Source organism: Nitrosomonas halophila, assembly GCF_900107165.1.
GTDB classification, from domain to species: Bacteria; Pseudomonadota; Gammaproteobacteria; order Burkholderiales; family Nitrosomonadaceae; genus Nitrosomonas; species Nitrosomonas halophila.
Genome location: NZ_FNOY01000005.1, coordinates 74,212 through 93,168, shown reverse-complemented (window position 1 = coordinate 93,168; position 18,957 = coordinate 74,212). Strand labels below are relative to the sequence as shown.

Here is an 18,957-nt window from a genome sequence, read left to right as displayed (position 1 = left end):
TCTGCTTCCGAGGCGCTTTCCCTGCTCTTCGCTGGGAAACTGCCTGATTTTATGTTGCAGAATGACTGAGAGAAAGAATACGCTGAATAGTTACTGCCATGGAAGCATTTATTTGTCCCGACACTCACCGAGTCTGGTAAACCTCAAGGCCATCACCGGCTGGCCTACACCGACTGGGGAGACCCGAAGAATGAACATGTTGTCGTCTGCGTGCATGGACTGACCCGCAATTGCAGGGATTTTGATTTTCTGGCGGCGGCATTGCAACAGAATTTCAGGGTGATATGCATCGATATGGTAGGGCGCGGGCGCAGCGACTGGCTTAAGCGACCGCTGGATTATAATTCTCCGCTGGTTTATTTGTCGGATGTGGAGAACATACTCAGACATGTGCATACCCAAGCACCCGGGCGTATGCAATTGTATTGGGTGGGTGTTTCCATGGGCGGATTGATTGGCATGATGCTGGCTGCACGACCACATTTGCCAGTTGATTTCAACGCGCTGGCCATCAGTGATATCGGTCCTTTTATTCCAACCTGGATTCTGAGGCGATTCGCGGATTTTGTCGGTAAAGATCCGCGTTTCGACAGCCTGGATCAAATGCAAGCCTACATGAAGAGCATTTCGAGGTCATGCGGCGACCTGAGTGATGCACAATGGCATCATTTGGCAAAATATGGTGCGCGAGATTATGCAGATGGAACGGTCGGCTTCCGATATGATCCCGCCATTGCGATCAGTTTCCAACCAGATATCGCACAAGACATTGACCTGTGGCCACATTGGGACCGGCTTGCATTGCCAACCCTGGTACTGCGTGGAGGACAATCGGATCTTCTGCCGCCGGCCATGGCGGGTGAAATGCAGTTACGTGGTCCCAGGGCAGATGTTGTCGAATTGCCGGGTATCGGGCATGCGCCCATGTTGATGGATTCTCGGGAAATTGGTCTGATCAGGAATTTTTTACTGAAATTCAAATCTCATAGCTAAGGATGGCAATACCTTCCAGACAATTGGCAGTATGATGAGAAGAAAAGGCCAAAAATGCTGTTGATATATGCGTGAGGACATCTTAAGTTGCCGTCTGATATGACGATTAAGAGAAGTGTAATCAGCAGCCAGTCCGAGTTGTCATCTCATCTTTGTGATATTTAAAATAAATAAAATGAAACTTTTTAAAAGAATACCCAACCCGAGAGAAATTCGTCAGAAATTAGGACTCAATCAGCAGGAGTTTTGGAGCAAGGTCGGTGTGACCCAGAGTGGGGGTTCACGCTATGAAAGTGGACGGGAAATGCCAAAGGCGGTAAGAGAACTGTTGCGGCTTGTGCATATAGACCGTATTGATTTGACCAAAATCAAGCGGGACGATCTGGTCATAGCCGCGATGCTGAAGGCCCAGTATCCTGATTTATATAAAAGTCTGAAGAAATCGGCCAAGCAGTTGAAATAGCGTATTGTGCTGTCACAATCGTCAATTGATTGGATGACCCGTTGGCCATCAATATTAGGGGGTGACATTCACGGGAATGCCAAGCGCTTTGATTCTGGCAGCAAAAGTTTCCATCCATTCCTCGCTGATTTTCGACAGCCGCGCAGCTTCGGGTTGTAAAGACGGGCGTGCCAGGGTGTAAAGCAATACCCCTTTGATCTGGACGCCGTCTCGCAGAAGCGCGTCGACAAAACTGATATAGGCATCCAGCTCAGTCTGAGCGGGCGGTGCTTCATCCAGCTTGAATACGCATGTTTGCAGCCAAGTAGGGCAGAGCGAGGCTGCCAGGCATAAATTTTCACGCATGCGCGCCAAGCTCATGCGGGTGTTATTGACCTGCAACCGGCCCGCTTTGGTGACGCTATCCAGCTTGAACCAGATTTCACCGTTCAGTTGGGCCAGCCGGCCGAGACCATTTTGTACCGTTTCTCGATGAATCAGGCTGCCATTGGTGATCAGTATAACTTTGAGCGTATCGGGCAAAGGAAATTCATCCTTCACCTCGCCGATCACCCGGATCACTTGCTCGAATTCCTGGGCGCTAGTGGGCTCACCGTTCCCGGATAAAGCAATATCATGTATGACTCTGGCTTCTGGCGGGACTTTCTCCTGCATGAAACGCCCGTATATCAGTTCATGCAAAAAACCACGCAGCTCCTGTTCCAGCTTGGGCAAATCGATGGCCGGAGCGCTCCCGCGTTTGAGCGCTGGTACCTGGCAATAGAGACAGCGCCAGTTGCAGGCATTATTCGGATTGAGATTAATTCCGATCGACAGGCCGCCGGCCCGGCGTGAAACCACCGGATAGACATAGGTTAGACCGGCGCTGTCGCGGCTGTGATCTTCTGGAGTCAATCGTTTGACTGTAGGTTGCAATGGTATAATTTCCGGAATGTTAATCACTCGAAAGTTTGAATTCGATGCGGGCCATCGGATTTCCACGCATACCAGCAAATGCCGCAACCTGCATGGGCATCGCTATGTGCTGGAGATCACATTGTCCGGTCACATTATCGCTGATGCCGGCGTGCCTGAGCAAGGCATGGTCATGGATTTTTCAGAGGTAAAACGTATTGCTAAGGAAGCACTCGTCGATCAGTGGGATCATGCGTTCCTGGTCTACGCTGGGGATGCTCTGGTATTGTCGTTTCTGCAATCCTTGCCGGATCATAAAACGGTTGTGCTCGAGGTCCAGCCTACAGCCGAGAACCTCGCGCTGATCGCTTTTGGTGTGCTCGACCGGGCTTTCTGCGATAAGTATGGCAATCAATTGCAGCTTGAGCATGTGCGCCTGTTTGAGACCCCCAATTGTTGGGCGGATGTGGACCGGAAGGGCGGCATGTATGATCGGGGTGCTTAATAACCACGAATGGACACGAATGCACACCAATGATTTAGTGGTGATGTTCACATGGATGGAGTCGAGCCATGCGAAAGGGAGAAGGTGTGATAGCCGGTCAAATTACGGGTGAAACACAATCGAAGTCATTTTCAGTATTCGTGTCCATTGGTGTGCATTCGTGGTTTTATTTGTAGGGTGTACTTGCGCACCATAAAACTGACCAGGAATTGTCCTGAACGGCATGCATCCTGCTGGAAATTACATGTTAACTTTTTGATAAATTAGCAATAACTATGTTTATTGACTCTCATTGCCATCTTGACTTTCCTGATCTGGCCGCCCAGCTGCCCGAGTTGCTGCAGAATATGCAGTCTGGTCAGGTCACGCATGCCCTGTGTGTCAGTGTGAATCTGGAAGATTTTCCGCGGGTGCTGGCATTGGCTGAGGCGCATCCACATCTTTTTGCTTCGGCCGGCGTGCATCCTGACTATGAACATGTGCGCGAACCCGATGCCGCGTGCCTGGCAAAACTGGCGGATCATCCCAAGGTCATTGCGATCGGCGAGACGGGACTGGATTATTTTCGCTTGCAAGGTGATCTCGAATGGCAGCGTGAGCGCTTTCGCCAACATATCCGTGCAGCCAGGCAATGTGGCAAGCCGCTGATCATCCATACGCGTGCAGCTTCTGCAGACACCTTGCGCGTCATGGAGGAGGAGGGGGCGGATCGTATCGGCGGTGTCATGCATTGCTTTACCGAATCCTGGGAAGTGGCGCAGCGTGCGCTCGAGATGAATTTCTACATTTCGTTCTCGGGTATTGTGACATTCAAGAATGCGAAAATTGTCAAGGAAGTGGCGCAAAGAATGCCTGCCGACAGAATTCTGATCGAGACGGATTCTCCTTACCTCGCGCCTGTCCCGTATCGGGGCAAGACCAATCAACCCGCATTTGTACGCCATGTCGCCGAGGAAATCGCGCGGCTGCGTGAAGCCAGTCTGGAGGAGATCGCATCCACGACAACGAACAATTTCTTCAACTTGTTCAAGGTGGCCTGACCATGCATACGACCTCACAACCAATTTTCCCTATTTGCACGCTTGTTTTTTTGCTTTGTCTGGTCATTCTGAGCATGCCCGTGCATGCCGGTATTGATGAAGATTTGATCCGGGCAGTGGAGAACAACAACGCCTCCCAAACCCAGAATTTGCTGGACAAAGGTGCGAATCCCAATGTGCGCAACTCTCAGGGATATACTGCCCTGATGCTGGCTGCGCGCAATCAGCGACCCAAACTGGCGATATTGTTGCTTGAAGCGGGCGCAGATCCCGATTTGCGGAATAAGTACGGCGAGACGGCCATCATGCTGGCCAGCTATCATGGGCAGCTGGAGCTGGTCAAGCAGCTCTATGCCAAGGGTGCGAATATCGATCATGATGGCTGGAACCCCTTGATCTATGCTGCCAGTAAAGGCTATAGCGAAATTGTACAATTCCTGCTGACTTTCGGGGCCAGTGTCAACGCCACAACCGATAACGGCACGACCGCACTGATGATGGCTGCACGCGGCAATCATTACGATACGGTCGAATTGCTGTTGAAACATGGCGCGGACGCGATGATACGAAACGAGGCGGACGGTACGGCGCTCAAATGGGCGGAGAAACGGGATCATCGCAGTGTGGTGCAGCTGCTTGAACGCAACGGCGTGACTGAGTGACGCCATTACGATCAAACTGAACGAGCACGATCAAATCTCTGCCGCTGCGTCGGAAATTTGTATGCGCTGCTCGCGGCAGTTTTCATGACCTTGGCTGTACCGGGTACTAGGATGGCGGGAGCGGATAGGGCAGTGGCAGCAACGTCAGCTGCAGACCATCTGGTCGCTGCCAGTGTATCGTGCTGGCTTGCACGCTACTGATCTGAACGACGGCCAGCACATCGTATCCCCCGGCCGGCGAGCGGGCCGCGCGAACAATCGTCCCGCAAGCCTGATTTTGCGTATCGGCACTGAACAGATCATCACCCGCAGCCACAACCGAAGGTGAATCGATATGCGCGCGATACATGCGGCGCTTGAGTTTGCCCAGATACTGGGTGCGCGCGACAATTTCCTGGCCTGGATAACAGCCTTTCTTGAAGCTGACGCCACCGATGGCGTCCAGATTGATCATCTGTGGGACAAACTGTTCTTGGGTCGCTGCCTGAATGGCGGGGATCCCCTCGCTGATTTCCAGCCATTCCCAGCACTCGGCCCCTGCGCAGTGAGCCTGTTCCTGGATGCGTGTCCATAACGAGGATGCGTGGGCGGGTGTCGTGATGCACTCGAATCGTTGAGCATTATGGCGCAGCAGTTGCCCATCGGGTATTGGCGCCCACAAGAGCGGTCCTGCCGGAATGGAGACATTGGGCAGGCTGGCTTGCAGCAACTGGCTGGCTTTCTGCCCCGCAATGCCAAAGCGGACAAGATTTTCGCTTTCATCTTGCAGGGTTACTTTTGCGCGCAGTACGAACATCCTGAGCCGCTTGATCACGGCATCAACCCGTTCCAGGGGGAGCTGCATCCAGTAGCCTTCCCCGGAGAGATCCTGCCAGATCTGAAAGTTGCTTAACAAACGCCCCTTGGGCGTGCAGTAGCCGCCATGCGTCGCGACATCGGAGGTGACGGTGCGGAGGTCGCAGCTCAATTGTCCTTGTAAAAAATTGTGTGCATCCTCTCCGGAAAAACGAATCAGACCTAGATGAGAAAGATCAATCAATACCGTGTCCATCTCGGTATGGGTCAGTTCTTCGGCTGCATGGCCAAAATGCTGCACGCAACCGGATTCGATATGCGCATTCTGGCCTGCCAGAAATGTAAACCAATTAGAATTCATGGGTGAATTTATTTAAATTATCCAAAATTTGCCAGTTGCTTGAGAGCTGTATTGTGCCTGATGTAAGCTTGCAAAAAGATGTGCTGCCAGGTAACAGCATATGGCATGTCGCGGTTTGGCTGCGCATGCACGAATGAGGTTAGGGCTCGTTAATAAATAACTTGGGCGTATGCTCAAGTTATTTATTAACGAGCCCTTATTATCCAGCAAAGCTGAATTGTATGAAGAATAAGGCCCATTCATCAACATGGTTAAATTAAATATCCAGCTGCATGCCTCCAGACAGCTCGCCGCTTTGCAGGGCCTCGCGCATGGTGCGGCAGCGGGCGCGATGTGGCCAACAGCCTTGCCTGTGCTGCTGAAAATTGGTATGACGCTGCTGCTGGCAGGCAGCCTATACTACTACTTCCGGCAATTTGCCTGGTTAAATTCGCCACAGGCGATTGTCAAATTGCAGTTGAGTGGCAGAAATGGCTGCCGGGTCAGCCTGCTGACAAACAACCATCTTGATTGCCGTATTGATGGCAATACTTTTGTCGCATCCTATATGGTCGTACTTTGCCTGAAAGCCGAACATGCTGTTTGGCGCCGCACCATAGTCATTCTGCCGGATGCAATCGATGCCGAGGCGTTTAGGCTGCTGCGCGTCTGGTTGCGCTGGAAATGGCGGGATGTTCGGGACTAGTACGCAGCGTGCAGCCCCTTTTTTTCTGTCGATGGAGTAGAGCAGGGCGCCTGTGAGAAGAAATCAGGCATAATCTGCATTTGCTATCCTAGTATAATCCAGTTATGAAATTTGATATCGTGGTCATTGGTGGAGGGTTGGTCGGAGCAAGTCTGCTGGCCGCATTGAAGGACAGTGGTTTGAAGCTGGCGGTGGTCGAGTCGCGCTTGCCGGTGCCGATTCCAGATGATGCGAGCTGGGATGGGCGGATTTATGCGATCAGCCCCGGGAGCGCCGATTTTCTGCGGAAAGTGAATGCTTGGCAGAGGCTGGATACGGCGCGCATTACCCCCGTTTACGACATGCAGGTCCATGGCGATGACCAGGCAGCCAGACTTGATTTCAGCGCCTATGAGAGCGGTGTGCCGGAGCTTGCTTATATCGCCGAAAATCGGCAGTTGCAGCATGCCATCTGGGAGACGCTGACATCCGAGGCAGCCAATGTCGAGATATTCTGCCCAGCGCGGTGCGCATCGATAACCTGGCATGAATCGCATGCCGAGCTGACGCTTGCGGATGGCCGCAGTTTGCAGGCGGCTCTGGTGGTCGGTGCCGATGGTGTCAATTCCTGGGTCCGGGAGCAAGCGGGTATCGGTACGCAATCCCATAGCTATTTTCAGACCGGGATCGTCGCCAATTTTCAGGCCGAGCGCGCCCACCACAACATCGCGTTTCAATGGTTCCGCCGTGACGGTATTCTGGCACTGCTGCCACTGCCGGGCAAGCGCGTATCGATGGTTTGGTCAGCCAATAAATCCAGAGCCGATATGTTGCTTGAGCTGTCTGAGGAAGCGTTGGGTGATTTCGTTGCTCAGGCTGCCAATCACGCACTGGGGGCGATGCAGTTGATTACGCCGCCACTGGGCTTTCCTTTGAATTTCGTGCATGTCCAATCACTTGTCAAACCACGGCTGGCCCTGATTGGCGATGCCGCACATGGCATTCATCCGCTTGCCGGGCAGGGGGTTAATTTGGGGCTGCGGGATGCGCGTGAACTTGCCAATCTGCTTTTGCAGTTTGACGGGGTGGGGGATTGCGGCGAACATCATCTTTTACGTTGTTACGAGCGGAGCCGGAAAGAAGACATTCTGGCCTTGGAATGGGTCACGGACGGACTGCAGAAATTGTTTGGCAGCGAGCATGCAACCCTCATTCGTTTGAGAAATCTGGGATTCGAGATCACCAACCGCTTGCCTGTTCTGAAAACCAGGTTGATGCAGCACGCACTGAGTTGAACCTGCCTGCCATCAGCGATTAAGCCATTTACATAGGAGAAACTCAATGTCCTTATCTTTCCGATCATTCCGTTTTTTGGGCTTGCTGGGCTGTTTCCTTGCGGGAATCGTCCTGGCCGAAGAGACGGATCTGAAAAAAGCTATTCAGGCGCATTTTCCTGAAAGCGAGATCGAGAGCCTAACCCAGACGCCGTTCCTGGGACTGTATGAGGTGGTTATCGGCGGCGAGATTTTTTATACAGATGAAAAGGCGAATTATTTCTTCATGGGCCACATTGTGGACACCAAGACCCGAGTCAGCCTAACCAGCGAGCGGATGCAACAGATCCGGGACGCGCGCCGGATTGCAATCGATAGCTTACCGCTGGAGCATGCCATTAAGGCAGTCAAGGGAAACGGCAAAAGAACCCTGATCGTATATTCCGATCCGAATTGCCCTTACTGCAAGCGGCTGGAAAAAGAGCTGGTCAATGTAACCGATGTGACCATTTATACTTTGCTTTACCCGATCCTGAATGGCTCGGCAGCTACTGCCAAAGCCATCTGGTGTGCTGAAGATCGGCTCAAGGCATGGGATGATTTCATGCTCAGGGCGACTGTGCCAGCCGCTAAGGATTGCGAGACACCGATGCAAACATTATTGCAATCGGGGCAGCAACATCGGGTGACGGGAACGCCCACTCTGATATTTGCCGATGGTTCGGTTGTGTCCGGGCTGATTCCACTCGCTGAAATCGAAAAACGGCTCAACCAGGCGACAGCCGGTAAATAGCGATCGTCAAGGTTTGCGCGCCTGGTGCCGATATTTTTTGGGAAGCAGCACCCACATTTTGGCCGGTTGTTTCATTTTGCCTGCCTGGGTCTCGGCCTCCTTGCCATATCCCCAGAAGAAATCAGCGCGCACACCGCCCTTGATGGCGCTGCCGGTATCTTGCGCCACCATCAGCCGGTTGAGGGGTTCGGCAGTGTTGGGCCAGGTTGTGGCCAGATAAATCGGCGCCCCCAAGGGGATGCTGTCCGGATCAATGGCAAGACTTCTGCCAGCGGTCAGCGGCACACCGAGTGCGCCGACCGGACCGGAAAGACTGGCGGGTAGCTCGCGAAAGAAAATGAAACGCGTATTTTGCTGAAGCAGGGGTTCGAGCTTATCCGGATTTTGTTGGCCCCAGCGTTTGATTCCTTGCATGGATGCCTGCCAGGCTGCCAGCTCGCCCTGTTCTATGAGCAACTTGCCTATGGAGCGATAGGGATAGCCATTATGGTCAGCATAGCCTATTTTAACTATTTCACCATTTTCCAGCACAATCCGGCCAGATCCCTGTATTTGCAGAAAGAACAGTTCAACCTGATCTTCCACCCATAGGAGTTCTCTGCCTTTTAATAGGTTGCGGTTGTTTTCAATTTCCGCCCGTGTGTAGTAGGGGACGACCTTGCGTCCTTCCAGGCGGCCCCGTGCAAGCGTGGATTTGCTGTCGGCATGGGTATTGTCCAGATCGATTGTCAGCAAATCCTCGGGGGGCGCATAAATGGGGTAGCGGAAACGGCTGGAAGGTTTTCTGCTGCCATAGAGCAGAGGTTCGTAGTAACCCGTGGCCAATCCTTCGGTGCTGCCATCCGCATTAACCACCTGATAGGGAATGAAATGATTTTCCATGAAGCGCCTGATGGTCAGTTCATCGGGACGCTCGATGGCTGCGGCACGCGCGCAGATTTCCTGCCATAGTAAGCGATGTTTGAGAGGCTGACAGCCCTGGAGGAAGGTACCCCAAGTCGGCAAGAGTGTCGTCTGTTGCCAATCCGGCAACCGGGCCCAGTCAGAAGCCTGGAGTAGACCTTTGCCATGGATAATGGCGGGTGCTTTCGGAGAATGTTGGGAAGGCGGTGGGACTTCGGTCGAGGCTATTGGCTTCTCTGCTATGGAAGGTTTTGGGGCGGCTGTTTCAGTCTTGCAACCTGACAGTCCAAACAAAATTGCGAGCCCTAGCAATGTCGATTGGGTTTTCATCAGAATTCAGTTAAAGTTATAAGTTCGTTATAAATGACAGATTAAATCTGAAAAATATGTGGGTATTGGCATTCGAAGCAGCATTGGTATTGGCGCTGATAGCATTTATCATCTGGTGGACCCTTCCCAGGAAAAAGAACAAACAGGCTGACGCGCAAGATGAAGTCGACAAAAAAGAGTAGCGCATGCGGGCTCACACGGGATTATCTATATCGATAAAATGATGGATGATTCCAAACTTGTGCGCAAGATGTTCCCCGAGCGCCTGGACGCCATAGCGTTCGGTTGCATGATGTCCTGCCGCAATATATGCGATACCGGACTCTCTTGCGGCGTGTACGTTTTGTTCGGAAATCTCGCCTGTGATATACGCATCCACCCCTAACGCAATCGCTGCTTCAAAATAGCCCTGCGCTGCACCTGTGCACCAGGCGATACGTTTAACCGGTTTGGAAGCATCACCGATCGTGAGCGGTTTGCGTCCCAGAACTCGCTCCAACGTATCGTTCAGTGCTTGCAAACTGGTACGTTCAGCCAAGTGGCCGTGCCGCACGAGATTCTGTTCGCCAAAACAGCCGTCTTCCGTGATGTGCAATTTCATCCCGAGCTGGGCATTGTTGCCCAGCTCGGGATGAGCGTCCAGCGGCAGGTGATAGGCGTAGAGATTGATGTTGTGCTTGAGCAAGGTGGCGAGGCGGTGGCGTTTGATGCCGCGCAAGCGCATCTCCTCACCACGCCAGAAATAGCCATGGTGAACCAGCACCGCATCCGCCTGCCGCGCAACCGCGGCCTCCAACAACGCCTGCGATGCGGTTACACCGCTGACGATGGTATGTACCATTGCGCGGCCTTCAACCTGTAAACCATTTGGGCAATAATCCTGGAACTGACAGGTATTCAGCAGGTCATTCAAATATTGTTCCAACGCGTTTTGTTGCATAATGTCTCTTTCGAATTCAAGCGATTAATATCTGCCATGTATAAACTTTGGTCAATTTTTGCACAAACTGCAACTGTTCTGCTTGCTATTTTTTTCGTGGTGTCTACTTTACGTCCTGAGTTGCTGCCCTGGACACCGCGCGGCAAGCTTGCAACCATACGCGAAGTTGCTGGGCCAGAGATCGTGGCGGCTCCTCGCGCCGACAGTTTCAATGCCGCCGCGGAACGGGCCATGCCATCGGTGGTGAACATCTTTACCAGTAAAGAGGTCAGGGCCCCACAGCATCCGTTGATGGAAGATCCCTTCTTTCAGCGCTTTTTCGGCGATCGCTACAGCCCCAGAATGCAACGGACCTCCAGTCTCGGATCTGGGGTGATTGTCAGCCCGGAAGGGTATATTCTAACCAACCATCATGTGGTGGAAGCAGCCAGCGAAATCCAGGTCGCACTGGTTGATGGCAGAAACACGAAGGCACGCACGATCGGTTCGGATCCGGAGAGCGATCTGGCCGTGCTCAAGATCGATCTCGATAATCTTCCCAGTATTACTTTTGGTGAATCCGACCAAGCCAAAGTAGGGGATATCGTGCTCGCAATCGGCAATCCTTTTGGTGTCGGGCAAACTGTCACCATGGGGATTATCGGCGCACTCGGCCGCTCTCAGGTGGGCATCAATACCTTTGAGAACTTCATTCAGACCGATGCGGCGATCAATCCTGGCAATTCGGGCGGTGCCTTGACCGACACATCAGGCAAACTAATCGGTATCAATACCGCGATATACTCGCGCACCGGCGGTTCTCTTGGGATTGGCTTCGCCATTCCCGTCAGTGCGGTCAAACAAATCATGCAACAAATTATTGAGACCGGTGGTGTTGTACGTGGCTGGCTGGGTGTCAGCATGCAGGACATCACCCCTGAATTGGCAGAATCGTTTGGATTGGAAAGAACTCGCGGCACGCTGATCGCGGGCGTACTCAAGAACGGTCCAGCTGATGATGCCGGGATCAAGCCAGGTGATATCCTGATTGCCGTGAATGGAGAAACTGTCAGAAATTCTTCGGAAATGCTGAACAAGGTCGCGGCACTTCCGCCCGGAAAAGTCACAACGCTGACAATTCTGCGCAATGGCCTGGAACAAAAGGTGCAAGTCCTGGTGGGTAAACGTCCAACCTAAGAGGTTTGCATCGCATGAATATCAGGCTTTTAAACGGCTTGCCAGCCGCGCTGGTGCGTTGGCTCGACCTCAATCTGCTATCTCTCGGCAGGGAGATGCGGCTTTCCTATCTGCCGCCCTTGATGGTCTATCTGGCAGCTGGCATTTCCAGTCTGACTGGCATCGTCGGCACCTTCTATGTCAAGGAACGTCTGGGGCTGTCGGCAGAATTCCTGGCTGCACTCGGGTTCTGGATGGCGTTGCCCTGGGCTCTCAAAATGCCGCTTGGCCATCTGGTGGACTTGATGTGGCGCTGGAAAAGCCTGCTGGTCTATCTGGGTGCCGGTTTGATCGCGCTCAGCCTGTTCATCATGATCGGGCTGCTCGGTTATACAGAAAGCATGCGCGCGCTCGCACCGCTGGCCCATTGGTATGTCGCGGCCGCGTTGCTGGCGCCGATCGGATATGTGCTGCAGGATGTCGTGGCCGATGCCATGACTGTTGAGGCGGTACCACGGGTTGAACCGAATGGGAACATGGTCGAGGCAGGCAAGCGCAAGCGAATGCACATCACCATGCAGACCCTCGGCCGGGTAGCGATTATCGGCGGCGGGATACTGGTGGCGGTGGTCAATGTCATATTGATGCGCGACGTCGCGACACTTTCGGAAGAAGAGAAGGGCGCAGTCTATTTATTCGTGTATCAACTGGCCCTGGTTATCCCCCTGGTCTCTGTTTGTGGGGTCTGGCTGGCGGCCTGGTTGAAAAGGCGTGATACCCAGCGTTTTATTACGCAGGGCCTCGATCGCAAGGCGGCCGAAGCCTTGCTGAATGTGCACAATGAAGCCCCGCCAATCAATTGGTGGATACTTGGCGGTGGTCTGGTGTTCATGATTATTTCATTGGGTACGGGTCTTGGGCAGATCCCAGGTGCGGAAGAAATCATCTTCTGCCTGTCGATGACAATTGTCCTGTTCATGATCTGGCGCTTGACCGGCGAGCTGGAGCCTGAAGCGCGCCGGGTTCTGGTCGGCACAGCCTTGCTGGTGTTCGTGTTTCGCGCGATTCCCACGCCTGGTGCCGGGGCGACCTGGTGGATGATCGACGAGTTGGACTTCGATCAGCAATTTCTGGCGACATTGTCCTTGATTGGCTCCACATTGACACTGGCCGGAATGTTCATTTTTCGTCGCTTCATGGCGGAGCGTTCAATGGCGTATGTCATTGGTTTTCTGACCATCGCTGGCACGGTTCTGTCGTTGCCGATCATCGGCATGTATTTTGGCCTGCATGAATGGACTGCAGCGCGCACGGGTGGGGTAGTGGATGCCCGCTTCATCGCGGTGATCGATACCGCACTGGAATCGCCACTCGGGCAGATCGCAATGATTCCCATGCTTGCCTGGATTGCCAATTCTGCGCCAGACAAGCTCAAGGCCACTTTCTTCGCCGTGATGGCGTCTTTTACCAATCTGGCATTGTCTGCCTCGCAACTGGGCACTAAATATATCAACCAGGTATTCACTGTGACGCGTGAAGTCAAAGATGCAGAGACCAGTGAGATTCTGATTCCCGCTGATTACAGTGAGCTGGGCATACTGCTTATCACAGTGACCCTGATCGGTTTCGTGTTGCCAATGCTGACAGTTGTTTTGATCAAATACTCGCGCTTGCGTAGTGCCTGATTCTGTTTCTCCAACCCGATTATGGCCGGCAAATAGAGTGCGGTAGCGATTCGTCCGTACTTACATCCTTAGGAGCCGTGAAGGAATAAGTGTTACAGTTATTTATGAGCGACTCCTTACATCATTCCTCCCATCAATGCTGACCGGAGCGCAGTCGCGAGGGCGCTCCCGCCGGTGCCTTCAACATACTGCACAATAGTGGGTATGAATTTCTGCACCATGTCGGGTGTCAAGCCGAGTTGCAGGAATGTGCCCGCCATGCCGCCACTGCCGAGTACGCCGGCAGCAGGCGCGGCACCCAACAGGCTTTGCATATCGGGGATAGAATTGCTCAGAGCGGTAAAATCTTTTGCCGACATTCTCGATTCCGCCAGCTGAAAGAGTGCACCTGCGCCGCCTTGCGCCTGCTGCTGGGTGACACCCAATTGCTGCATCAATACTTCGGTGAGTCCGGTGCTGCTGGTCGCAGCCGTGGCGGCGTCACCGCCTTGCAATATCCGCTCGCCTTGCTGCAGGACGCCACCGGTGTCCGAGAGCGTATCCAAATCGAATGCATGGAGATGGTCAGCCAGACTTATTGTGGTACTTAACGAAAAGCCAGCCATTAATAATTTAACCGTTTTCATTGTATCGACTCCTTGTTCGGGAAACACTATACATAAAGATAGCAGATTTGCACCCAACCCAATATGCCCCCATGTAATTTTCAGAAGGATGTCTGCAGTTCAGAGATAATCCCTCGCCAGTTTCATGGTGCATAAACCCACCCCGCCGTGCATGCAACGCACCACTCACCATTTGTAATGAAAAAGAATGGAGAGCCTCATCCATGCGCTACTTGCGTCCCCCCAGTATCCGGATGTAGTTAGCCCGTTCAAATGCGCTCGGGTCGATGGTGTTTTGCTGGCTCATCACTCCCTTGAACTGGCTGACGGACTGGAAATCCAGCATCTCCATCCATTCCTCCATGCCTTGGGTGATGGTGGCAAGATGATTGATGCCATGTTGATATAGCGAAGAAGCTGTCATGACTGCATCGGCGCCGGCCAGCAGGTACTTGATCGCTTCAGTGGCACTTTGCACGCCGGTGGTTGCGGCCAGCGATGCATGGGTTTTTCCATATAAAACAGAAATCCACAGGAGTGGAAGGCGGATTTCGTTGACGTGGCTGTATTCCAGGTTGGAGAGCACTTTCAGCGCCCGGATGTCGAAGTCGGGCTGGTAAAAGCGGTTGAAGAGCACCAGCCCATCTGCGCCGGCATCTGCTAGGCGGCGGGCCATGTTACCCATGGCCGAGAAGTAGGGATTGAGCTTGATTGCGACCGGTACCGAGACACTGGTTTTGATGCGGCTGACGATATCCAGGTAGCGTGCCTCCACTTCAGTGCCGGTCAGCGCTAGGTCAGCCGGGATATAGAACACGTTGAGTTCGATGCCATCGGCGCCGGCTGTTTCCATTTGCTGAGCATAGTCGATCCAGCCTGCATCGGTGATGCCGTTGAGACTGGCGATAATGGGGATGTCCACGCGTGCTTTGGCCTGGCGAATGATTTCCAGATATTGGTCCGGACCGACGTGATAATCTTCCAGCCCAGGAAAATAATCGAGGGCTTCGGCAAAAGTATTGCTGGTTGCATCCAGCACGGATTCATAGGCAGCCATCTCCTGCCGGAGCTGCTCCTCGAACAGCGAGAACAGCACGGCCGCGCCCGCGCCGACATCTTCCATCTGGACAATGTTATCCACCTGTTCGGAAAGTGGGCAGGCTGAGACAACAATTGGTGAGCGGAGCCTGAGCCCCATGTAGGTGGATGTCAGATCTTTCATTATTGTGCTCAGCCTATTTTCGAGTTGATCAATCTGCGTGCCTGCTGTTTCCGCCACACAGCTCCGAAATCTCCGCCTACTTAGGCAATCGGCTGGAAATCCTGCGATTGCCAACTCGCCATGTCCTCGTAGGTTTTCCAGCGAAGATTGACGATTTCCTGGGCCAGTTTGAGAAGATGTGCCGCCTCGTCCGGTTTGCTCTGCGCGAGGATGCGGTAGCGCAGTTCATTGTAGGCATAGTCCTTCAGCTTGATTGTCGGGCGGGGTGAATCGAGGATGAATGGGTTCTTGCCTGCCTGACGCAGAGCTGGATTGTAGCGGATCAGCGGCCAGTGGCCGGAAGCGGCAGCCAGTTTCTGCTGATCCAGTCCTTTTGCCATATTGATGCCATGAGCGATGCAATGACTATAGGCCAATACGAGTGAGGGGCCAGGATAGGCTTCCGCTTCGCGCATGGCCAGCAGCGTTTGCTGCGGATTGGCGCCCATGGCGATCTGTGCGACATAGACATTGCCGTAGGAGATGGCCTGCATGGCCAAGTCTTTTTTACCGACCTGTTTGCCGGCTGCGGCAAATTTGGCAGTGGCCGCGGTGGGGGTTGCCTTGGACATTTGGCCGCCGGTATTGGAATAGACTTCGGTATCCAGCACCAGCACATTGACGTTCTTGCCACTGGCGAGCACATGATCCAGTCCCCCGGCGCCGATATCATAGGCCCAGCCATCCCCTCCGACCAGCCAGATGCTGCGCTGCACCAGGGTATCTGCAACCGAGAGCAGGCTACTGGCATCGGGGCCGGTCATTTGCAGCAGCTTCACCTTGAGCAGACCAACCCGTTCGCGCTGGCGGGAAATTTCGGATTCCAGCTGTTGCGGGGCATGCAGAATCCCATCCACCAGTTCATCACCCAATGCTGGCCGCAGTTTTTCCAGCAAATCACGGGCAATCGCCGCATGCTTGTCGACTGTGATTCTCATTCCCAGACCAAATTCGGCATTGTCCTCGAAGAGCGAGTTGGACCAGGCCGGGCCTTGTCCCTGCGCATTGGTCGTCCAGGGAGTGGTGGGCAGATTGCCGCCGTAGATCGATGAGCAGCCCGTGGCATTGGCCACGATCAGGCGATCGCCGAACAGTTGCGAGAGCAGCCGCAGATAGGGTGTTTCGCCGCAACCGGCACAGGCGCCGGAAAATTCGAACAGCGGTTCCAGAAACTGTGCGCCACGTACCAGGGAAAAATCGATTCTGGTGCGATCATTGACTGGCAGCTGCATGAAGAAATCGATATGTTGCTGTGCGCGTTCCAGGACAGAAGCCTTGCTGTGCATGTTGATCGCTTTCTTGCCCGGCTCGGTCAGACTGACGGCCGGACAAGCCTCCACGCAGAGCGTGCAGCCAGTGCAGTCTTCCACGTAGACTTGCAGGCTATAGCGGGTTTCGGGGAAGCCCTTGGCATTGATCGGAGCCGAAGGAAATTCAGCCGGCGCGCCCGCCAGGCGTGTCCCGTGATAGAACTTGGCACGAATGACGCTATGCGGGCAGACGAAACTGCAGTTGCCGCACTGAATGCAGATATCCGGCTCCCAGACGGGCACCTCATCGGCAATGTTGCGTTTTTCCCATTTAGTGGTGCCGCTGGGATAGGTGCCATCTGCCGGCAGCATGCTCACCGGTAGTTCGTCGCCCTTGCCCTGCATCATCATGGCAGTGACTTCCCGGACAAACTGTGGGGCATCGGCGGCTACTGCCGGCGGGATTTCCTTGCGGCTGTTTGCCTGATCCGGAATATCGACCGGGTGCAGGTTCGCCAGGGCCGCATCCACGGCGCGGAAATTTTGCGCAATGACAGCCTGGCCTTTTTTGGCATAGGTTTTCTCGATCGCCTTTTTGATCTGATTGATGGCTTCATCTCTTGGCAATACGTTGGATAGGGCGAAAAAGCAGGTTTGCATGATGGTATTGATACGGTTGCCCATGCCACTCTCCCGGGCTACCTTGGAAGCATCGATGACAAATAGTTGGATGCGCTTGTCGAGGATGTCCTGCTGCACTGGCCGTGGGAGTTCATTCCATATGGTTTCCGGGCCATAAGGGCTGTTGAGCAGAAAGCAGGCACCCACTCTGGCATGCGCCAGTATGTGTTCTTTTTCGATAAAGTTGTATTGGTGGCAGGCGATAAAATCAGCCTCCTTGATCAGATAAGGTGCCAGGATCGGTTTTTCTCCAAAGCGCAAATGGGAAACAGTTTTGGCGCCTGATTTCTTGGAGTCATAGACAAAATAGCCTTGCGCATAAAGCGGCGTATTTTCCCCGATGATTTTAATGCTGTTCTTGTTGGCGCTGACGGTGCCATCCGCCCCCAGCCCAAAAAAGAGAGCCTGCGTCATGGTTTCGTCTTGCAGCTCAAAATCAGGGTCATAATTGAGGCTGCTATGGGTCAGGTCGTCGCGAATGCCGATGGTGAAATGATTTTTGGGTGTCTCTTGTTTCAGCGCATCGAAAACCGCCTTGGCCATGGCCGGTGTGAATTCCTTGGACGATAAACCGTAACGGCCGCCAACCACTTTCGGCAAGGCCGGGATTCTTCCTTCGCTGAAGGCTTCCATGAGCGTGGCGGTCAGATCCTGATACAAGGGCTCGCCGGTTGCGCCGGGTTCCTTGGAGCGGTCAAGTACGGCGATTTTACGCACAGTAGCGGGCAGTGCATGCAATAGATGCTGCATGGACAGGGGGCGGTACAGGCGCACCAGGATGACGCCTACTTTCTCCCCGAGGCCGGCAAGGTGCTTGCAGGTTTCGATGGCGGTCTGCGCGCCGGAGCCCATCAGGATGACGATGCGCTCGGCAGCGGGCGCGCCATGGTATTCCAACAGCTGATAGCGGCGTCCGGTCAGCGTCGAGAACCGGTCCATGGTTTCTGCAACGATGGCGGGCAACTGGAGGTAGTAAGGATTGACAGTCTCGCGTGCCTGAAAGTAGACATCAGGATTTTGTGCAGTGCCGCGTATCACCGGGCGATCCGGATTCAGGCTGCGGTGGCGGTGAGCGTAGACCAGTTCGTCATCTATCATGGCGCGAACCTGCTCATCGGAAAGCAGTGTGATTTTGCTCACCTCATGGGAAGTGCGAAAGCCGTCGAAGAAATGCAGAAAAGGAATGCGGGCTCTCAGTGTGGCGGCCTGACAGATAAGCGCCATGTCATGTGCTTCCTGAACCGAAGCTGAGGCCAGTAGTGCAAAGCCAGTCGTGCGGGCGGCCATGACATCGTTATGATCGCCAAAGATCGAAAGCGCCTGCGCGGCCAGCGAGCGCGCCGCTACATGAAACACGGCCGGGGTCAATTCTCCTGCGATTTTGTACATATTGGGCAGCATCAGCATCAAGCCCTGTGAAGCCGTGAAGGTGGTGGTCAAGGCACCGGTCTGCAAGGCACCATGGACAGTGCCTGCCGCACCGGCTTCGCTTTGCATTTCTATGACTTCCGGTACATTTCCCCAAATATTGGGGATGCCCTTGGCAGCCCATTCATCGGCAAGCTCCGCCATGGTGGAAGAAGGTGTGATGGGATAGATCGCGCACACTTCATTGACGCGATAGGCAATATAAGCGGTCGCTTCATTACCGTCTATGGTGGCAATCCTGTTATTCCGGGTGGGTGTTGTCATAGCGGCCTCAA

The 18,957-nt window shown here is 53.8% G+C and carries 17 protein-coding genes; 10 read left to right on the top strand and 7 right to left on the bottom strand.

Features of this window, described 5'->3' with window-relative positions; genetic code table 11:
- Positions 1-93 precede the first annotated feature (93 nt).
- Both BLV85_RS02375 and BLV85_RS02370 read left to right on the top strand, forming a co-directional pair.
- Positions 94-993: an alpha/beta fold hydrolase gene (locus tag BLV85_RS02375; RefSeq protein ID WP_090411741.1), complete on the top strand. Its 900-nt coding sequence runs from the start codon at positions 94-96 to the stop codon at positions 991-993.
- A 175-nt stretch (positions 994-1,168) separates the two neighbouring features.
- Positions 1,169-1,456, top strand: coding sequence for a helix-turn-helix domain-containing protein (locus tag BLV85_RS02370; protein WP_090411752.1), 288 nt, complete (start codon positions 1,169-1,171; stop codon positions 1,454-1,456).
- Positions 1,457-1,510: 54 nt separating this feature from the next.
- Here BLV85_RS02370 and BLV85_RS02365 read toward each other — a convergent pair whose 3' ends face one another.
- Entirely contained in the window at positions 1,511-2,371 is an 861-nt protein-coding gene (locus tag BLV85_RS02365; protein WP_176973898.1) for a radical SAM protein, read from the bottom strand.
- Between the two features lie 16 nt (positions 2,372-2,387).
- On the opposite strand from BLV85_RS02365, the gene queD reads away from it, so the two are divergent.
- The 3 genes from queD to BLV85_RS02350 all read left to right on the top strand — a co-directional run bounded on the left by queD (position 2,388) and on the right by BLV85_RS02350 (position 4,557).
- Positions 2,388-2,855: a 6-carboxytetrahydropterin synthase QueD gene (gene queD, locus BLV85_RS02360; RefSeq protein ID WP_090411739.1), complete on the top strand. Its 468-nt coding sequence runs from the start codon at positions 2,388-2,390 to the stop codon at positions 2,853-2,855.
- Positions 2,856-3,130: 275 nt separating this feature from the next.
- Entirely contained in the window at positions 3,131-3,895 is a 765-nt protein-coding gene (locus BLV85_RS02355) for a TatD family hydrolase (protein ID WP_090411736.1), read from the top strand.
- A gap of 2 nt (positions 3,896-3,897) precedes the next feature.
- Positions 3,898-4,557 (top strand): ankyrin repeat domain-containing protein, encoded by a 660-nt coding sequence (locus tag BLV85_RS02350; RefSeq protein WP_090411734.1) that lies wholly within the window; start codon positions 3,898-3,900, stop codon positions 4,555-4,557.
- A 106-nt stretch (positions 4,558-4,663) separates the two neighbouring features.
- On the opposite strand, the gene ygfZ is transcribed toward BLV85_RS02350, so the two are convergent.
- Positions 4,664-5,713 carry a CAF17-like 4Fe-4S cluster assembly/insertion protein YgfZ gene (gene ygfZ / locus BLV85_RS02345; protein WP_090411732.1) on the bottom strand — a complete coding sequence of 350 codons (1,050 nt, stop codon included), beginning with the start codon at positions 5,711-5,713 and terminating at the stop codon, positions 4,664-4,666.
- A gap of 247 nt (positions 5,714-5,960) precedes the next feature.
- Between ygfZ and BLV85_RS02340 the strand changes: the two genes are divergently transcribed.
- The 3 genes from BLV85_RS02340 to BLV85_RS02330 all read left to right on the top strand — a co-directional run bounded on the left by BLV85_RS02340 (position 5,961) and on the right by BLV85_RS02330 (position 8,444).
- A complete protein-coding gene (locus tag BLV85_RS02340; protein WP_090411730.1) occupies positions 5,961-6,398 on the top strand; it encodes a protein YgfX in 438 nt (145 codons plus the stop codon).
- A gap of 104 nt (positions 6,399-6,502) precedes the next feature.
- The gene (locus BLV85_RS02335) at positions 6,503-7,672 is read left to right on the top strand and encodes a UbiH/UbiF family hydroxylase (RefSeq protein WP_090411728.1); all 1,170 of its coding nucleotides are present in this window, start codon (positions 6,503-6,505) and stop codon (positions 7,670-7,672) included.
- Positions 7,673-7,718: 46 nt separating this feature from the next.
- Positions 7,719-8,444 carry a DsbC family protein gene (locus BLV85_RS02330; protein ID WP_090411726.1) on the top strand — a complete coding sequence of 242 codons (726 nt, stop codon included), beginning with the start codon at positions 7,719-7,721 and terminating at the stop codon, positions 8,442-8,444.
- A gap of 6 nt (positions 8,445-8,450) precedes the next feature.
- Here BLV85_RS02330 and mltA read toward each other — a convergent pair whose 3' ends face one another.
- Positions 8,451-9,677: a murein transglycosylase A gene (gene mltA, locus BLV85_RS02325; protein WP_090411724.1), complete on the bottom strand. Its 1,227-nt coding sequence runs from the start codon at positions 9,675-9,677 to the stop codon at positions 8,451-8,453.
- A 193-nt stretch (positions 9,678-9,870) separates the two neighbouring features.
- Positions 9,871-10,617: a Nif3-like dinuclear metal center hexameric protein gene (locus BLV85_RS02320; RefSeq protein WP_090411722.1), complete on the bottom strand. Its 747-nt coding sequence runs from the start codon at positions 10,615-10,617 to the stop codon at positions 9,871-9,873.
- 36 nt (positions 10,618-10,653) lie between these two features.
- Here BLV85_RS02320 and BLV85_RS02315 point away from each other — a divergent pair, with 36 nt between their 5' ends.
- Positions 10,654-11,793: a Do family serine endopeptidase gene (locus tag BLV85_RS02315; protein WP_090411748.1), complete on the top strand. Its 1,140-nt coding sequence runs from the start codon at positions 10,654-10,656 to the stop codon at positions 11,791-11,793.
- 14 nt (positions 11,794-11,807) lie between these two features.
- On the top strand, positions 11,808-13,457 hold the full coding sequence (locus tag BLV85_RS02310; protein ID WP_090411720.1) for an MFS transporter: 1,650 nt from the start codon (positions 11,808-11,810) through the stop codon (positions 13,455-13,457).
- Between the two features lie 116 nt (positions 13,458-13,573).
- Here the strand turns inward: BLV85_RS02310 and BLV85_RS02305 are convergent, their stop codons facing one another.
- The 3 genes from BLV85_RS02305 to nifJ all read right to left on the bottom strand — a co-directional run bounded on the left by BLV85_RS02305 (position 13,574) and on the right by nifJ (position 18,946).
- Positions 13,574-14,083 carry a DUF2780 domain-containing protein gene (locus BLV85_RS02305; protein ID WP_090411718.1) on the bottom strand — a complete coding sequence of 170 codons (510 nt, stop codon included), beginning with the start codon at positions 14,081-14,083 and terminating at the stop codon, positions 13,574-13,576.
- Positions 14,084-14,291: 208 nt separating this feature from the next.
- Positions 14,292-15,284: a dihydroorotate dehydrogenase-like protein gene (locus BLV85_RS02300; protein WP_090411746.1), complete on the bottom strand. Its 993-nt coding sequence runs from the start codon at positions 15,282-15,284 to the stop codon at positions 14,292-14,294.
- An 80-nt stretch (positions 15,285-15,364) separates the two neighbouring features.
- On the bottom strand, positions 15,365-18,946 hold the full coding sequence (nifJ, locus tag BLV85_RS02295; RefSeq protein ID WP_090411716.1) for a pyruvate:ferredoxin (flavodoxin) oxidoreductase: 3,582 nt from the start codon (positions 18,944-18,946) through the stop codon (positions 15,365-15,367).
- Positions 18,947-18,957 lie beyond the last annotated feature (11 nt).

What these genes read in the sequence shown, in the direction of transcription:
- BLV85_RS02370 (WP_090411752.1), top strand. Translation starts at nt 1,169, where the DNA reads ATGAAACTTTTTAAAAGAATACCCAACCCGAGAGAAATTCGTCAGAAA.
- queD (WP_090411739.1), top strand. Translation starts at nt 2,388, where the DNA reads ATGTTAATCACTCGAAAGTTTGAATTCGATGCGGGCCATCGGATTTCC.
- BLV85_RS02355 (WP_090411736.1), top strand. Translation starts at nt 3,131, where the DNA reads ATGTTTATTGACTCTCATTGCCATCTTGACTTTCCTGATCTGGCCGCC.
- BLV85_RS02350 (WP_090411734.1), top strand. Translation starts at nt 3,898, where the DNA reads ATGCATACGACCTCACAACCAATTTTCCCTATTTGCACGCTTGTTTTT.
- ygfZ (WP_090411732.1), bottom strand. Translation starts at nt 5,713, where the DNA reads ATGAATTCTAATTGGTTTACATTTCTGGCAGGCCAGAATGCGCATATC.
- BLV85_RS02340 (WP_090411730.1), top strand. Translation starts at nt 5,961, where the DNA reads ATGGTTAAATTAAATATCCAGCTGCATGCCTCCAGACAGCTCGCCGCT.
- BLV85_RS02335 (WP_090411728.1), top strand. Translation starts at nt 6,503, where the DNA reads ATGAAATTTGATATCGTGGTCATTGGTGGAGGGTTGGTCGGAGCAAGT.
- BLV85_RS02330 (WP_090411726.1), top strand. Translation starts at nt 7,719, where the DNA reads ATGTCCTTATCTTTCCGATCATTCCGTTTTTTGGGCTTGCTGGGCTGT.
- mltA (WP_090411724.1), bottom strand. Translation starts at nt 9,677, where the DNA reads ATGAAAACCCAATCGACATTGCTAGGGCTCGCAATTTTGTTTGGACTG.
- BLV85_RS02320 (WP_090411722.1), bottom strand. Translation starts at nt 10,617, where the DNA reads ATGCAACAAAACGCGTTGGAACAATATTTGAATGACCTGCTGAATACC.
- BLV85_RS02315 (WP_090411748.1), top strand. Translation starts at nt 10,654, where the DNA reads ATGTATAAACTTTGGTCAATTTTTGCACAAACTGCAACTGTTCTGCTT.
- BLV85_RS02310 (WP_090411720.1), top strand. Translation starts at nt 11,808, where the DNA reads ATGAATATCAGGCTTTTAAACGGCTTGCCAGCCGCGCTGGTGCGTTGG.
- BLV85_RS02305 (WP_090411718.1), bottom strand. Translation starts at nt 14,083, where the DNA reads ATGAAAACGGTTAAATTATTAATGGCTGGCTTTTCGTTAAGTACCACA.
- BLV85_RS02300 (WP_090411746.1), bottom strand. Translation starts at nt 15,284, where the DNA reads ATGAAAGATCTGACATCCACCTACATGGGGCTCAGGCTCCGCTCACCA.
- nifJ (WP_090411716.1), bottom strand. Translation starts at nt 18,946, where the DNA reads ATGACAACACCCACCCGGAATAACAGGATTGCCACCATAGACGGTAAT.